General features: G+C 72.5%; 5 protein-coding genes. All 5 read right to left on the bottom strand.

Features of this window, described 5'->3' with window-relative positions; genetic code table 11:
- Positions 1 to 11: 11 nt before the first annotated feature.
- Positions 12 to 13610: a non-ribosomal peptide synthetase gene (locus tag IU449_RS24165; protein ID WP_195004451.1), complete on the bottom strand. Its 13599-nt coding sequence runs from the start codon at positions 13608 to 13610 to the stop codon at positions 12 to 14.
- A 293-nt stretch (positions 13611 to 13903) separates the two neighbouring features.
- Positions 13904 to 14314: an AMP-binding protein gene (locus IU449_RS24160; protein ID WP_195004450.1), complete on the bottom strand. Its 411-nt coding sequence runs from the start codon at positions 14312 to 14314 to the stop codon at positions 13904 to 13906.
- A gap of 143 nt (positions 14315 to 14457) precedes the next feature.
- On the bottom strand, positions 14458 to 15663 hold the full coding sequence (locus IU449_RS24155) for an FAD-dependent oxidoreductase (RefSeq protein ID WP_195004449.1): 1206 nt from the start codon (positions 15661 to 15663) through the stop codon (positions 14458 to 14460).
- A 173-nt stretch (positions 15664 to 15836) separates the two neighbouring features.
- Positions 15837 to 16466: a PadR family transcriptional regulator gene (locus IU449_RS24150; protein ID WP_195004448.1), complete on the bottom strand. Its 630-nt coding sequence runs from the start codon at positions 16464 to 16466 to the stop codon at positions 15837 to 15839.
- 88 nt (positions 16467 to 16554) lie between these two features.
- Entirely contained in the window at positions 16555 to 17187 is a 633-nt protein-coding gene (locus IU449_RS24145; RefSeq protein WP_195004447.1) for a TetR/AcrR family transcriptional regulator, read from the bottom strand.
- Between the last annotated feature and the right edge of the window lie 91 nt (positions 17188 to 17278).

The raw sequence follows: 17278 nt of genomic DNA, 5'->3' as shown, positions 1-17278 counted from the left end.
TCCACGGTCGTTCACTGCGTGCCTCCAAGGTGCCGGTCGAGCTGCCGGGCGATTCCCGGCAGGATGTGCGGTGCGGTCAACTCGTCGTGGGTGGCGTCGATGTCGTAGCTGGTGATCGGGCCGGTGATGTAGGGCCGCCAGCCGTCGGGACCGAAGATGCCGTCGGTGCCGGGAGTCGGCACGGCGGCGCGGAAGTAGACCGCGTCACCGTGGAAGACCGGGCGCCGGTAGCCGGTGCGGGTGCGGGCCGAGGCGTTGTAGGACGCGGCCATCCTGGTGAGGGTGTCGGCGTCGAGCACCTGCGCGCCGCCCATGCGTGCGCCGATGTGCTCGGCGGCTTCTCGCGCGGTGGCGGTCTCCGGGATGTCGTCGATGCCGAAGACCGAGCCGAAGGTGTGCGCGAACTCGCCCGGCGTCAGCGGTGCGATGCTGTCGCCGTCGATGTCGCCGCTGTCGGCGTCGAGGAGGGCCAGCACGCCGACCCGCGCCCCGTCGCGTTCCAGCTGGGCCGCCATCGCGTGCGCGATGAGCCCGCCGAAGGACCAGCCGAGCAGGTGATACGGGCCCTCCGGTTGCACCGCCCTGAGCTCGGCGACATAGCGGCGCGCGAATTCCTCGATGCTGCGCGCCGAGGGCTCGCGTCCGCTGAGGTCGGGGGCCTGCAGGCCGTAGATCGGGCGGCCGGGGGCCAGGGCGTCGGCCAGGCCGAGGTAGGTCCAGGCCATGCCGGAAGAGGGGTGCACGCAGAACACCGCGGGCCCCTCGCCTTCGGTCCGGATCGGCAGCAGCACGTCGAGCCCGAGGCCGGGCGGCGCGCTCGGCGTACTCGCCGCCGCGCGCTCGGCGGCGGCGCGACGTTCCTCCTCGCCCGCGCGTCTCCCCTCCGGCGTATGCGCGAACCGCGCCGAGGCCGTGAGGAATTCGATCCACAGATCCGCCAGTTCGGCGACGTCGGCGCGGTCGAGGAGAGTGGCGGGGAAGCCGAAGCTCGCTTGCAGGCGGTCGCCGACCACCACCGCGTTCACGTCCACCTCCACCTGCGCGGGCACGCTCGGGTGCTCGACGGCGGGCAACTCGCCCAGGTCGTCGGTGGGCAACCAGCCCAGGCCCTCCAACCCGGCGGGGATGTCGGCGGTGGAGTAGCGGCCGAGGTAGTTGAAGGCGATCCGGCCGGGCATTGCCCGCGGAAGCTGTCGCGCGGTCTCGGGGTTCAGGTAGCGGAGCAGCCCGAAGCCGATGCCCTTGTCCGGGACAGCGCGCAGCCGGTGTTTGACCGCCCGTACGGCCGAGCCCAGCGCCGCCGGGTCGTCGAGGTCGCCCGTGCTCAAGCGCACCGGATGGATGGTGGTGAACCAGCCGATCGTCCGCGAGAGATCCGCGCCGGGGATCACCTCCTCCTGGCGGCCGTGGCCTTCCATCCGGACCAGCACGTCACCGGTGTCGGTGCCCCGCCGGGCCCGCCAGGTCCGCACGGCGCAGGCCAGTGCGGTGAGCAGCGCGTCCTCGACGCCGCCGTCGAACAGCGCGGGCAGTGTCGTCAGCAGATCGGCGGTGACCGGTGCGGGCACCTCGACCTCGACCTGCTCGAGCACGCCCGCCGTGTCGACGCCGGAATCGAGATCCCTGGTCCCGAAACCCGGGTCGGGGCCGTCGAGCACGTCGAGCCAGTAGCCTAGTTCGGCCGCGCGCCGGGGGCTGTTGGCGTGCTCGGTGAGCGCGTGCGCCCAGCGTCGCACGGAGGTGCCGGTGTCGGCCAGCACTGGCCTGTTGCCGGTGGAGACCTGCGCCCACGCCGCCATGAGGTCCGGCACCAGGATGCGCCAGGAGACGCCGTCGATCACCAGGTGATGCGCGACGACGATCAACCGGCCCGAGCGCGGCCGCGCGCCCGCCACACCGACAGGGTCGAGCCAGATGAACCGCAGCACAGCGCCGTCGGCGGGATCGAGGCCGTCCAGTGCCGTCTCGAGTTCGGTGACCGCGAACTCGCGAAGGTCGACCGGGTCGGCGTCGGCGGGGAACTCCACCCGCCACACCAGTGCGGACACGTCCACCTCCGCCGGATCGCGAGTCTCCAGGCGCCACTGCGCCCCGTCGCGGGTGAGCCGCGCGCGCAGCATGTCGTGGCGGTCGAGCACCGCCGCCAGCGTCGCGGTGAGCCCGTCGGCGTCGATGCCCGGTGGCAGTTCCAGCACCGCTGTCTGGGCGAAGCGGTCGAAATCGCCGCCCCGGCCGATCATGTAATGCACGATCGGCGTCAACGGCATCTCGCCCACACCGCCGCCCGGCAGTTCGTCGAGGGTCGCCGCGACACCGGCCTCGTCGGCGACGACGGCCAGCGCGCCGATCGTGCGATGCTCGAAGATCTGCACGGGCGTGAGTGTGATGCCTGCCGCTTTGGCCCGCGAGACCAACTGGATGGCCAGGATGCTGTCCCCGCCGAGCGCGAAGAAGGAATCCGTCGCGCCGACCCGTTCGCGGCCGAGCAGTTCGGCGACGATACCCGCGAGTGTCTGCTCGGTCGGGGTGGACGGCGCGACGTACTCGCCCTGGTCCGCACCGAACACCGGCTCCGGCAATGCTTTCCGGTCGAGCTTCCCGACCGCGTCGAGCGGGATGGCCGCCAGCACGACGAACGCGGCGGGCACCATGTGACCGGGTAGTGCGGCGGCGGCGTGCGAGCGCACCTGGGCCACGTCGATCTCGCGGCCGGGTTCGGCCACCAGATAGGCCGCCAGCGCCGTGCCACCGCCCGGACCGGGCACACCGCGGGTGAGTGCGAACTCGACCCCGTCGGCATCGGTCAGGACCGCGTCGATTTCGCCGAGTTCGACCCGCTGACCGCGCACCTTCACCTGGAAATCGGTGCGCCCGAGGTATTCCAGGCCACCGGCGCCGGTCCACCGCACCAGATCGCCGGTGCGATACATCCGCTCCCCCGGCACACCGTAGGGATCTGCGACGAACCGCGCGGCGTTCAGCTCCGGTCTGCCGTGATAGCCACGCGCCAGGGCGGGACCGGCGAGATACAGCTCGCCCGCCACGCCGACCGGGACCGGGCGCAACCGCGCGTCCAGCACCAACGCGCTCATGCCCCGGATCGGGCCGCCGATGGTCACCAGCTCACCCGGCCGCAGCGGCGCCGAGGTCGCCCAGATGGTCGTCTCGGTCGGCCCGTACAGGTTGATCATGGTGCGACCCGCCGCCCAGCGCCGCACCAGCTCCGCGCCCGCCGCCTCGCCCGCCACCGCGAGCACCCGCACCGACGGCACCGAGTCCGGCTCCAGCGTCGCCAGCGCCGACGGGGTGATCACCATGTGCGTGACCCGTTGTTCGGTGATCAGCTCGGCCAGCGGCGCCCCGCCGAAGACGTCCGGCGGGGCGACCACGCTCGTCCCGCCGGAGCCGAAGGCCATGATCGCCTCGAACAGCGAGGCGTCGAAACTCGGTGAGGCGACCTGCAGGACCCGCGCGTGCTCGTCGAGCTGCAGCGTCTGCCGTTGCGCGAGGACCAGATCCGCGATTCCGCGGTGGGTGACGGTGACCCCCTTCGGGGTGCCGGTCGAGCCGGAGGTGTAGATCATCCACGCCGGCTGGTCGGGGTGGAGCGCGGCCCGATGCCGCGTCGCGCCCTCGAGCGCGGCGGGATCGGCCGCATCCGTCTCCGGGGCGATCGCCGGATCGGGCACGCCGGGCACGCCGGGCACGCCGGGCACGCCGGGCACGCCGGGCACGCCGGGCACGCCGGGCACGGGAGCAGTGTCCTCCGCTGAACGGTGCCCGGACGGACCCGGCCGGGCGGGTGAAGGCACGCGGGATCCGGGCGGGCTCGGATCGACATCGCGGTACTCGTCCAACAACAGCCAGCGCGCCGATCCGGGCAGGTGGTCGCGGTGCGCGGTGCGGGTGAGGCCGAGGACGGCTCCCGAGTCGGTGAGCATGTGCTCGACGCGCTCGCTCGGGTACGTCGGGTCGACCGGCAGGAAGGCTGCTCCGGCGCGCGCGACGGCCCAGATGCCCAGGAGCAGCTCCGCGCCACGGGTCAGCCCCAGCGCGACCACCGTCTCCGGGCCCGCGCCCGCCCGCACGAGCTGTTCGGCGCATCGGCCGGCGCGCTCGTTCAGTTCCCGGTAGGTCCAGGCGACGCCGTCGGCGACCAGCGCGGTCCGGTCGGCGTGCGCGGCGGCGGTGGCGGCGAACAGGTCGGGCAGCGTACGGAGTTCGTGGCGGTACTCCGGTCCGCGTGGCTCAGGTCCCCGTGCCGGAACGAGTGCGCGTTCGGCGGGCAACAGCAGGTCGAGGTCGCCGACGCGGGTCTCGGGGTCGGTGAGCGCGGCGTCGAGCACAGTCAGCCAGCGCCGCGTCATGGCCTCGGCGGTCGCGGGCTCGAACAGGTCGGTGGCATAGGTCAGGACCGCCTCGATGCCGGCGTGTTCGCCGCCCTCTCGACGTTCCCGCAGGTCCAGCGCCAGATCGAACTGGGTGGCGTCGCGGTCGAGGTCCTCGACGGCGACGCGCAGGCCGGGCAGTTCCAGGACGGGTTCGACGAAGTTCTGCAGCGAGAGGGTCACCTGGAAGATCGGGTGGTGGGTGGTCGAGCGCGGCGGGTCGAGGTGCCCGACCAAACGCTCGAACGGGACGTCGGCTCGGGCGAAGGCCGCCAGGTCGCCCTCTCTGACATCCGCGAGCAGCGCGCGGAAGGACCGTTCGGGATCGACGGCGGTGCGCAGGGCCAGGGTGTTGACGAACATGCCGACCATGCCGTCCAGCGCGGCCTCTCCCCGGCCCGCCACGGCGGTGCCGACCAGCACGTCCTCGGTGCTCCCGAGCCTGGACAGCAGTACGGCGAAGGCGGCGTGCGCCACCATGAACAGGCTCGCGCCGGAGGCGGTGGCCAGCTCACTCATCCGCCGATGCAGCTCGGCGGGGACGGTGAACGACAGGTCCGCGCCCCGCATGGACTGGACGGCCGGGCGCGGGTGATCGGCCGCTAGTTCGAGGGATTCCGGTGCGCCCGCCAGGGTGTCACGCCAGAACGTCGTCTGGTCGGCGGCCAGGGAGGCGGGATCGTCGTCCGCGCCGAGCAGCTCCCGGTGCCACAGCGCGTAGTCGGCGTAGTGCAGCGGCAGCGGGGCGAGCTCGACCGGTCGGCCCGCCGACTCCGCGGCGTAGGCCGTGACCAGATCGGCCGCCAACGGCGCCATCGACGCGCCGTCGGCGCTGATGTGATGGACCACCAGCACGATCACGTGCTCCTCGACGGCGGACACGCGCAGCAGCAGGGCGCGCAGCGGCGGATCAACGGTCAGATCGAACCCGGCGCCGGCGCACGCCGCGATGCGGGCACGCAGGTCGGCGCCGTCGGCGACGGTCTCGACAGGTAGCTCCGGCACGGCGTGCGCGGTGTCGATCACCACCTGACGCGGCCCTTCGGCGTCGGCCGGATACACCGTGCGCAGCGTCTCGTGCCTGCGCACCACGGCGGTGAGCGCCCGGTGCATGGCCTCGGTGTCCAGCGCGCCGGTCAACCGCAGGGCGACGGCGATGTTGTAGGCCGGAGACTCCGGTTCGAGACGGTTGAGCACCCACATGCGTTGCTGGGCGGGCGAGAGCGGCACCCGGTCGGGACGCGGACGCGCGGCGAGCGCGAATCGGGCGCGCTGCCCTGGCTCGGCGGGCACCACCCGGGCGGCGAGCTGCGCGGGCGTGGGCGCGTCGAACAGATCGCGCAGGGCGATCCTGGCGCCGAGGGCGGCGTCGATGCGGGCGACCACCTTGGTGGCGCTGAGCGAATTGCCGCCCAGGTCGAAGAAGGAGTGATCGATGCTGACCCGCTCCAGCCCGAGCACCTCGGCGAACACCTCGGCCACCGCCCGCTCCACCGGCGTGCGCGGAGCGAGGTATGGGCGGGCCGAGATCGAGAAGTCGGGCAGCGGAAGGGCTTTGCGGTCCAGCTTGCCGACCGGCGTCAGGGGGACATCGTCCAGTTCGACCACGACCGAGGGCACCATGTATCCGGGAAGCGCCGCGGCCACGCGTGTGCGCAGCCGCTCGGTGTCGAGCCGCGCGGGGGGCACTGCGCCCTTCGCGAGGACGTAGGACACGAGCACCGTTTCGCCGGAAGGTCCGGGGCAGCCGAGGGTGGCGGCGTACTCGACCTCGTCGTCGGCCGAGAGCACGGCGTCGATCTCGCCGAGTTCGATGCGCAGGCCGCGGATCTTGACCTGGAAATCGCTGCGGCCGAGGTACTCCAGCTCGAGAACGGCCCCTGTGGGGTGCTGGGCTTCGCCCCAGCGGACCATGTCGCCGGTGCGGTACATCCGCTCGCCCGCCCCGCCCCACGGGTTCGCGACGAAACGCGCCGCGGTGAGGGAGAAGCGGTTGAAGTAGCCGCGGGCGATGGCGGGGCCCGCGAGGTAGAGCTCGCCTTCCACGCCCACCGGCACCGGACGCAGCCAGGCATCGAGAACCAGTGCGGCGGCGCCGCGGATGGGTCCGCCGATGGTGACCCGCTCGCCCGTGCGCAACTCGCCGGGGCCGGTCGCCCAGATGCTGAACTCGGTGGGGCCGTACAGGTTCAGCAGGCGTCTGCCGGGCGACCACTGCGCGGTCAGTTCCGGCCCGGAGGCCTCGCCCGCGACCGCGAGCACCCGCAGGTCGGGCAGCCGATCGGGGTTCATGGTGGCCAGCACCGACGGGGTGATGACGGCATGGCTGACCCGCTGCTCGCGCAGCAGCCGTTCCAGTTCGGTGCCGCCGTAGACTTCCGCGGGCGAGACCACCAGGGTGCCGCCGGCCGCGTGGGCGGACAGCAGCTCGAACACCGAGGCGTCGAAGCTCGGGGAGGCGACCTGCAGAGCGCGGGCCGAGGGGTCGAGGGCGAGCGATTCGCGCTGCGCGGTCACCAGATCCGCGATACCGCGATGGCCGAGCAGCACCGCTTTCGGTTTGCCGGTGGAACCGGAGGTGTAGATGAGGTAGGCGACCTGGTCGAGCCGGATGGCGCCGCCGCGTTCGACATCGGTGATCGGGTCGTCGGGCACGGTCATGACGCGGCGGATGGTGTTGAGGTCGTCGAGCAGCAGCCAGTCGATGGTGCCGGGCAGGGTCTCGCCGGTGGCGCGCACGGTCACCCCGATGGGGGCCTTGGAGTCGGTGAGAATGTGCTCGATGCGCTCGACCGGATGGTTGGGGTCAAGGGGCGCGAACGCGGCGCCGGTCTTGGCCAGCGCCCACACCGCCACCACCGACTCCACCGAGCGGGTCAGCGCGAGCACCACGAACACCTCGGCCCCGATCCCGCGCCGCAGCAGCACCCGGGCGAAACGGTTGGACCACGCGTCGAGTTCACGGTAGGTCATGGTGTCGGCGCCGGAGCGGATCGCGATCGCGTCCGGGTTCAGAGCGGCCGCGGCGGACAGGATCTCGGGCAGCGTGCGCGCGGGCACGGAGGCCGGGCCGTGCACCGGCAGCAGGGCGGCGCGTTCGACGGGATCGCAGTGCTGCAGGGCCGCCACCCGCCGCCCCGGGTGCGCGGCGATCTGGTCGAGCAGGGCGACGAAACGGTCGAGCAGTCGCGCGGCCTCGGCTTCGGGCAGGTGATCGGCCATGTACTTGATCGACAACCGCAGCCGGTCCCCCGGATCGCCGGGTTCGCCGTGCAGCGGAATCACCATGAGGTTCAACGGATACGGCGTCGCGTCGGTGCCCGCCACGTCCAGCACGCGCATGCCCGCGATGTCGAGGGATTGTGACAGCGCCGCGCGGTCGATCGGGTAGGACTCGAACACGGTGAGGGTGTCGAACAGCTCGGGCAGCCCGACCGCCTCGTGGATGGCGGCCAGGCCGACGTGCTGGTGGTCGAGCAGCGCGGCCTGCTCGGCCTGCACCCTCGCCAGCAGGTCGGCGACCTGCTCGGCCGGGTCGAGCCGCACCCGGACGGGCAGGGTGTTGATGAACAGCCCGACCATCTCCTCGACGCCGGGCAGTTGCGGCGGCCTGCCCGAGACCGTGCCGCCGAACACCACGTCGGTGCGGCCGGTCAGCATGGTCAGCAACAGCGCCCAGGCCGCCTGCACGGCGACATTGACCGTCGCGCCCGCCGCGCGGGTGGTGGCCTCGAGTCGCGCGACGGCCGTCGCGGGCAGATCCACCGACACCGTGCCGGATTCGGTGGAGCGGATTCCGGCCAGCGTCGGGATCGCCCGGGTGGGGGCGTCGATCCCGGCCAGCGCGGCCCGCCAGGCCGCCGTCGAATCCTTCCCGTCGGCAGCGCCGGCCTGCTGCTGCTCGGCGAGCCAGGCCAGGAACGCGCGGTAGGACGGTGCGGGGGCGAGCACCTCGGAGGGCTGCGCGCCGACGCCCGCGGCGATGTAGACGGTGAGCAGTTCACGCACCAGCAGCGGCGTCGACCAGCCGTCGAGCACGAGGTGATGATTGGTCATCAGCAGCGTGCAGACGTCCTCGGATTCGCGGACGAGCTGGAAACGCAGCAGCGGTGGGCGGGTCAGGTCGAAGCGGGTGTTCGCGTCCACGGCCAGCAGCCGTTCCAGTTCGCGGCCCCTGTCCTCGCGCGGCAGCACGGTGAGGTCGGTGTCGCGCCAGGAGACCCGGGCATCGGCGAGCACCAACTGCCGTGGTCCCTCCGGGGTTTCGACGAAGGCCACTCGCAGGTTCTCGTGGCGGTCCACCAGGACCTGCGCCGCCTGTCGCAACCGGTGCGCGTCGACGCGGCCCGCGAGGGTGAGGCGGGTCTGCACGGTGTAGCCGTCGGCGGTGTCGGTGTCGTAGCGGGCGTGGAACAGCAGGCCGTACTGCAGCGGCGAGAGCGGCCACACCTGCGCCAGATTCGGGTATGCGCGTTCCCACTGGTCGATCTGGGCTTGGGTGACGGTGGTGAGCGGGAAGTCCGACGGCGTGTGCCCGCCCGCGCCGGGCGTGGCGGCGTGCGCGGCCAGCGCGGACAAGGCCGCGGCCCAGTGCGCGGCGAATTCGGCGACCTCGTCCTCGTCGAGGATGTCGCGCGCGTAGGTCCAGGTGACGTCCAGTCCCTCGCCGCCGAGGATGGCGTTGATGTCGACGACGGCGGGCAACGGCGCTCGTTCGTCGGTGGTCGAGGCGAACCGCCTCGGCAGCCAATAGTTCTCGCCGCCTTCGGTATCGGCCGTGACGCGCCCGAGGTAGTTGAACCCGATCTGCGGTACCGGCCCGCGGGCGAGCTGCGCCGCGGTGTCGGGATTCAGGTGGCGCAGTATGCCGTAGCCCACGCCTTTGTCCGGGATCGCGCGCACCTGCTCCTTGATCGCCCGCACGGCCTGCCCCGCCGCCGGGCCGCCGGCGAACGCCTCGTCCAGATCGATGCCGCTCAGGTCGAGGGCGAGCGGGTGGACGGTGGTGAACCAGCCCACCGTCCGCGCGAGATCCGCGCCGGGCAGCACCGCTTCCTCCCGGCCATGGCCCTCCAGCGTGACCAGCGTCCGCGGCCGGTTCCGCCACCGGCCCACCGCCATGGCGAGTGCGGCCAGCAGCACGTCGTCGGCGCCGCAATGGAACAACTCCGGCACGGCATCGACCACCGCGCCGGCGACCTCGGCGGAGACCACGGTGCGCAGTTCCCCCGCCGTGGCGACCACGTCGCGCGCTGGATCGGCGGCCCGCCGCCCGAGCGGCGGGTCCTCGCCCGCGAGAATCCGCTGCCACAACGGCGATTCGACGGCCCGCGCCCCGGCTTGCTCGACGAGCGCGCGCGCCCAGCGCCGGAACGACGTCCCGGTCGCCTCGGGTTCGCCACCCGCCCACGCGGTCACCAGGTCCGGCAACAGGATGCGCCACGAGACGCCGTCGACCACCAGGTGATGCAGCACCAGCCACAGCGACGGGGCCGCGCCGGGATCGGCGGGCTGGACGAGCGCGAATCGCGCCATCACCCCCGCCGCCGGATCGAGCCGGTCGGCCGCGGCCTGCAACGCGGCATCGAGCACACCGTCCCACGCCGCGTCGCCCGGCACGGCACCACGACCGCGCGCGGCACCATTTTCGTGCGCGGCGTCACCGCCGTCCGCACCACCATCGCGCGCAGCACCGCCGCCGATTCCGGCAGCAGCGCCACGCGCGACACCGCCGGGGGTGACACCGTCACCGGCGGCGCCGCTCTCGAACGCGTCATTGCCACGCGTGGACGACGCGGTGACGACGTCGATCAGCGCGGCCGCGTCCACCGACCCCGGCTCGGCGACGACCCACTCCCACCCGTCGCCACTCGGGCGCAGACTGCTGCGGAGCATGTCGTGCCGGTCGAGCAGCGCCTGCACGGCCGGGACCAGCTGCGCGGCGGTGGTCCCTGGCGGCAGCTCGACGAGCGCGGCCTGGCCGTAGCGGTGCCAGGTCGGCCCCTGTTCGAGCATGGCCGCCACGATGGGCGTGATGTCGACGGGGCCGACACCGCCGCCGGGCAGTTCGGTGACCGCGTCCTCGGCGGCGTCGACGGCCACGGCGGCCAGCGCCGCCACGGTCTTGCGCTCGAAGACATCACGAGCGCTGACGCGCAGGCCCGCCGCCCTGGCGCGGGAGACCAGCTGGATGGAGATGATGCTGTCGCCGCCGAGTGCGAAGAAGTTCTCGTCCACGCCGACCGCGTCCAGCCCGAGTACCTCGGCGAACAGCGCCGCGAGTGTCTCCTCGCGCGGGGTGGCGGGACCGCGGTGCACGCCGGGGCGTGCGCCGAAATCCGGTGCGGGCAGGGCGCGCCGGTCGACCTTGCCGACCGGGGTCAGCGGCAGCGCGTCGAGGACCATGATCACGCCGGGCACCATGTACGCCGGAAGCGACTCTCCCACAGCGGCTTTCAGCGCCTCCGGCTGCACCTCGCAGCCGGGGGCGGCGACCACGTAGGAGGCCGTCGCCGTGGCTCCGGCGGGCGTGCTCACTCCGACGGTGACGGCCGAGGCCACCTCGGGCCTGCGTTCGAGCGCCGCGTCGATCTCGCCGAGTTCGATGCGGTATCCGCGCACCTTGACCTGGAAGTCGAGGCGTCCGGTGTAGTCCAGCTCCCATCGGTCCCCCGACCGCCGCCAGCGGACCAGGTCGCCCGTGCGATACATACGCCTGCCCGGCGCGTAGGGGTCGGCGACGAACCGGCCTGCGGTCAGGCCGTTGCGCCGGTGGTAGCCCCGCGCGACGCCCTGGCCGCTCAGATACAGCTCGCCGACGACACCGGGGGCCACCGGCCGCAGCCAGGGATCGAGCACCAGCGCTGTGACGCCGGTCGTCGGCCCGCCGATGGTGACCGGGCCGTCCGTCCGCAGCGGCGCGCTCAGCGTGGTGGTGACGGTGGTCTCGGTGGGGCCGTAGCCGTTGAGCAGGCGCCGCCCGGCCCAGCGCGTCACCAGTTCGGGCGGGCAGGCGTCGCCGCCGACGACGACGGTCGCCAGGTCGGGCAGTGTCGCCGGATCGAGCGAGCCGACCACCGCGGGTGTCACGTTCAGGCAGGTCACCCGGTGCTCGCGCAGCACGGCCGCCAGCTCCTCGCCCGCGTACGCCGCGGGCGGCACGATCGCCACGCTCGCCCCGGCCGCGAACGCCACGAGCAGTTCTTCCACGGAGATGTCGAAACTCGGCGAGACCGCGTGCGCGACCACCGAGGACGCGTCGACGCCGAACGCGGTCCCCGAGCCCGCAACGAGATTGGCCAGCCCACGGTGGGCGACCATCACGGCCTTGGGCAGCCCGGTGGAGCCGGAGGTGTAGATCAGGTAGGCGATCTGGTCGGGGCGCACGGGGGCGAGGCGGTCGGCGTCGGTGACCGTGGCCGGGTCCTGGTCGTCGATGATCTCGGCGGTCGCGGTGTCGTCGAGGATCAGCCAGGTGATGTGGCCGGGCAGGGCCGGTCGCGCCGAGGCCACGGTCAGTCCGGCGAGCACACCGCTGTCGCCGATCATGTGCTCGATGCGGTCGGCGGGCAGCGCGGGATCGATCGGCGTGAACGCCGCGCCGGTCAGCGCCACCGCCCAGGTCGCCAGCACCGATTCCAGCGAGCGCGGGATGGCCACGGCCACCGCGGTTTCCGGTCCGGCGCCGTGCTCGATGAGCAGGCGGGCCACCCGCGAGGCGTAGGCGAGGACCTCGCGGTAGGTCATGGTCCGCTCGCCGGCGCGCACCGCCACCGCGCCGGGATCGCGGGCGGCGCCCTCGGTGAGGATCTGCGGCAGTGTCCGGAGCGGGACGTCGGCCGGGCCGCGCGCGGGCAGCAGGTCCGCGCGCTCGGAGTCGTCGAGCAGCGGCACCGTGTGCCACGGCGCGTCCGGGCCCGCGGCGAGGAAGGCGTGCAGGAAGGCCAGGAAGCGGCGATGGTGCCCGGCCAGTTCGCGCGCGTCGTAGAGGTTGGGGTTGGCCTGGAAGTCGATGTGGGTGGTCTCGCCGCCGATGCCGGGATACAGGTTCAGGAACAGGTCCTCGATCATCCCCGACGTGAGCACATGCGTGCGGCCGACGACCTCGCCGAGGCCGATCCTGGTGTCGATCATCATGAGATTCACGGTCGGGCCGAAGGAGCCCGGCTCGTCCAGCGGTCGGCCCAGATCGCGGACGATGTCCTCCTGCCGGTAGCGCTGCCTGCGCAGTGCCGAGGTCAGCTCGCCCTGGGCCGCCCGGATGAGGGCGCCCGTCGTCACGGCGGCCCCGGTCTCCACCCGCAACGGCACCACGTTGGCGACCATGCCGCCCGAGCGGCGCAGCACGGCGGTGGTGCGGCCGGAGACCGGCAGGCTGAGCGTGACCTCGGACGAGGAGGTCATGGCGGCCAGATAGGCCGCGAACGCGGCGACCACGACCGGCGCGACGCCCGAGTTCTCGGCTGTGGCCACCCGGTCGAGCAATTCCGCTGTCGCGGAGGGGAGTTCGGCCGAGGCGACGATCGGGTGCGCGTCCACCGGCGCGGTGCGCCCGGCGAGCCCGACCGTCTCCGGCATCCCGGCCAGATGCTCGCGCCAGTACCGCGCGTCGGCGCGGAAACGATCCGAATCCCGGTACGCCACATCGGCTTCGACGATCCCGCGTAGATCCTCGGCCCGGCTCGGCGGCGGTTGTTCCCCGGCCGCTGCGGCGGTGTACAGCTCGGCGATGCGTCGCACCATGGTGACCGCGCCGAATCCGTCCAGCACGATGTGGTGGATGCGCTGATACCAGTACCAGTGGTCGTCGGCCAGGCGCAGCATCGCGAAGGCGCCGAGCCGCTCGCCGAGCAGGTCCACCGGGGCGCTGTACTCCGCGTGCATCCAGGCCAGCGCCGCCGCGGCCGGATCGGGCTCCCCGCGCAGGTCCACGATCGTCAACTCGTGCTCGATCTCGGTGTCGACCACCTGATAGGGCAGCCCGTCGACCTCGATCAACCGCAGATAGCCGGTGCCGAACTCGCGGCCCGCCTGTCGCGAGGCCGCCGCGAGCAGGTCGAGATCGACCGGTCCGGCGAGCTCGACGTACTGCGCGATGGAGATCGGGGTCCGGCCGGCGAAGTGCTGGGCGAACCAGATACCGCGCTGGGCGGCCGAGAGCGGGAAGGCGCCTGCGGGCAGGTGCGCCTGCGCGGCGACCGGGGCGGCGGAACTCTGGGGCATGAAATGTTCCTGCGTACTCGGGAGGGAGTCGGCTGGGGGACGGATCCATCGAGGAACTCGGACCGGCTCTGTCGAGATCGGACGAGCTCTGTCGACATCGGAGTGGTGGTGGCACGCCGCGCCCGCGAGGGCGGGCACACCCCAGCCGTCGGCGGGCCGGGCCCGGCGACGAGGCGCCCGGCGGGTCGATCGACCAGCATGCGTGGAGAGGTTCCGCCGGGAATTTTACCGCCGGGCGGTGCCCTGCCAGCTCGGAATGCGCATGTCCGCCGCGTGGGCGGGCGTGCCACGGCTCAGGAAGCCGGGCGCAGCCCGCCCAGGTCGGCGTCGGTGATCGGGGCGTCCGAGCCGGTCAGGTACCGCAGCAGGGTGGATCGGTCGTCGAGCACCAGCCACGGGATCGTGTCGCCGAGCGCGCCGCGCGTGTCCTCGGTGGTGACGCCGAGCACGGGCGCGGGCACCTGGGTCCCCGCCGGGACCGCGGTGGCGCCGATCTTGGCGACCGCGGTGCGGGTGACCAGATCCTCGATCAGCGGCTCGACGGCCACGGCCACGACCGCGCCGGGACCGGCGCCCCTGCCCAGCAGCACCCGCGCCAGCCGGTTGGACCAGCTGTCGAGTTCGCGATGGGTGAGCGCGCCCTCCGGCGTCCAGACAGCGATCGCGGCGTCGGAACGGAAGGTGCGGGTGGCGGTGGTCTGCATGAGGGACTCCTGACGAGTCGGCGGGTCGGTGTCGAGGTGGTGTCTCCACTCTGTCCGCGAGCGGGCGCCGTCGACAGGAACCCCAGTGCTGCACCGCCCTCCTCCGAGGGTGAGCGTTTGCCCACCCTCGGTGGACACCGCGATCAGGCTCCGATGAGCTCTTGCCGGACCGGCGCCGCCCAGTCGATCCGATAGCCGCGCTCCGCGGCGGTGCGCTGGTCGGTCTTCATGACAGTTCGCGTCATCACCGGCATCAGCATGTTCATCACCGCCCGGCCCACCGGACCGGGCGTCTTGCTGCGATTGATCCTGGCCGCGCGGGCGGCGATGCCCTCGACCCTGGGGCGACGCAGCCGCTCGTAGGCGGTGAACGCCGCGACGGGATCGGGCAGGTCGCGCAGGCAACGAGCCAGTTGCACGGCACTCTCCACCGCCAGCGAGGCGCCCTGGCCCGAACTGTTGGACGGCGCGTGCACGGCGTCGCCGACCAGCACCATGCGACCGCGGAACCAGTGCGGCACCGGCGGCATGATGTGCAGCCCGCCGGTCACTTCGAGCTGGTCCGGCCGCGTCCGGCGCGCGAGTTCCCCGCCCGGGGTGTCCGCGCCGTAGGTCTCCCGCAGGATCTCCAGCCACCGCTCCGCGGGCACCTCACGAGCCTGTGCCAGCGTCAGATACTGCTCGGAAGGCAGATTGGCGCCCCAGCCGACCCGCCCGGCGCGGTCGGCCCAGTACAGGTAATAGGCGCGTCTACCGTAGGCGAAGACCATCGTCCCGGGCGGGGTGCGCACCTCGCATTCGACGGTCGCGCCGAAGCCGAGCAGTCCGGTGTAGTCCGGTCCCGGCGCCGCGGGGTCGATGAGAGTGCGCACGGTGGAACGGATTCCGTCGGCGCCGATCAGGATGTCGGCGGTGGCGGTGGAGCCGTCGGCGAAGCGTGCGGTGACGCCGTCGGCGTGCTCGTCGGCGCCGACGAGCCGATGGCCGTAGTGGAACGGCACCCCCGCGGCGCGCGCGTGCTCGTGCAACACGGTGTGCAGTGCGGCACGGTCGACCAGCTGCAGGGGCGGCTCGCCCTCGGCGACGGGCAGGCGGTGCGTGCGGCCACCGATCGCCAGCATCATGGCCGAGACCGGAATGGCGATGGCGCGCACCGGATCTCCGGCGCCGAGCAGGTCGAGGGCGGCCAGGCCGTTGGGCGCGAGGGCGAGCCCGCTGCCGATGCCGTAGGAGGGGCCGGGATAGGCCTCGTAGACGCGGGCGTCGATACCCGCTTTCAGCAAAGCGGTGGCGACGACGGGGCCTGCGATGCCGCCACCGGCGACGATGGCGGAACGTGGTGCGGACATGGAGATACCTCCGAAAGGGTTTGTTCGGGAAACGGCGAACCGCCGCGCCTGACCCACCCGGAGCTATCCTGTGGTTGCCAGCCTCGTGGCCGGGTGTGCGTTCGCGTGCGCGGTTCGAGTCGGTTGCCGGTCCCGGCGGCGGTGTTGCCGCACCGCCGTCGGGAGCGGGTTCGTCACGGATGCTCCGGGTCGGTCGTCCCCCTTTCCGCGAATTCTTCGTGGACCGTGCGCCACAACGCGAGATCGGGGAAGGTGCCGTCGACGAGTTCGGCGCGCCAGCCGCGCGCCCAGGCCGCCTCGGCCTCCAGCATGGCCAGCCCGTACTCGCTTTCGATCACGAACAATCGAGGCAGGCTTTCGGCCAGTTCGGCGAGTTCGGCGCGCACCCCGGCGACAATGGCCTCCAGCGCCGCGATCCGGGCGCCGAGCAGTTCGATGACCTGTTCCGGCGGCAGCATGGCCGTCACCGACAGCCCCGCGGTGAACGCGTTGCGTTCCGGACGCGGTTCGGCCAGCAGTTCCCTGGTCCAGTCGATCATCTCGGCGCGGCCCGCGTCGGTGATGCGGTAGATGACCCGTTCCGGCCGCGCACCCTGACGTTCGCTGCCGACTTCCTCGAGGAAACCGGCCTTGGTCATGTTGCGAACGACGGTGTAGAGCGATCCCCACTTGATGTCCATGTCGCGGTCCTTGCCGCGCTCGCGCAACGTGGAGGCGATCTCGTAGCGGTGCATGGGCCGTTCGGCGATCACCGAGAGGATCGCCAGCGCCATCAGATTGTCGACCTTGCGTTTGGTGGGCACCACGCCTCCCTACTCGCCTACAAATATACGTCTGCGAGTATTCGGCAGCAACCACCTTCGGTGTTCGATGCCGACGAAGGCAAGCGGGTCAGGGATTCTCGATCAGCGAGGCCGCCACCGGCACCAGCAACTCCACCAGGTCCGCGATCGGCGGGCGCGGATCGGAGAGCAGCCATTCGCCGGTCACCGCGTTGATCGCGCCGATCAGCGCGATCGCGGCCAAGCCGGGAGTGCCCCGAACCCGGCCATCGGCAACGATTCTCGGCACCACCGCGGTTTCGAGCATCACGCCCCATCCACGCCTGCGCTGCCTGCGGTGCCGCTCCATCCGCTCGCTGACACCGACCACCTCGACGAAAGCCAGCTTGGCCCGCCACGGATCGGCCCCGATCGCGCCGAGATAGGCGGTCAGCACCGCGGTCATCGCGTCCCGCCGGTCGGCTTCGTCGCCGATTCCCACGAGCGCGGCGACGACGGCGGCCGCGGCCTCGTCCTGCACCCGGTCGTACGCGGCGACCAGCACGTCTTCTCTGGTCTCGAACTCCTCGTAGAACTGCCGCTTGGACAGCCCGGCCGCGGCGCACACTTCGGCCAGCGAGCAGTCGGCGTAACCGTGCTCGGCGAACAACCGGGTCGCGGCGTCGAGGAAACGGGCGCGCCGCTCGGCCTTGCGTTCGGCCACCGCCCGCCCACCGTACTGCCTGCCCGCCGAGATCGTCACCAGCCAAAGGTAGCGAAGACGCGCGGGCGACTCCCGGTTTCGTCCGACACACGGCCCGGGAGTGTGCCCGCTCCCCTTCCGCCGAAACCTT

Origin of the sequence: Nocardia higoensis, assembly GCF_015477835.1 — a bacterium.
Classification (GTDB): Bacteria; Actinomycetota; Actinomycetes; order Mycobacteriales; family Mycobacteriaceae; genus Nocardia; species Nocardia higoensis_A.
Note: the sequence above shows the minus strand (reverse complement) of the source record. Positions and strands in the feature narration are given on the sequence as shown.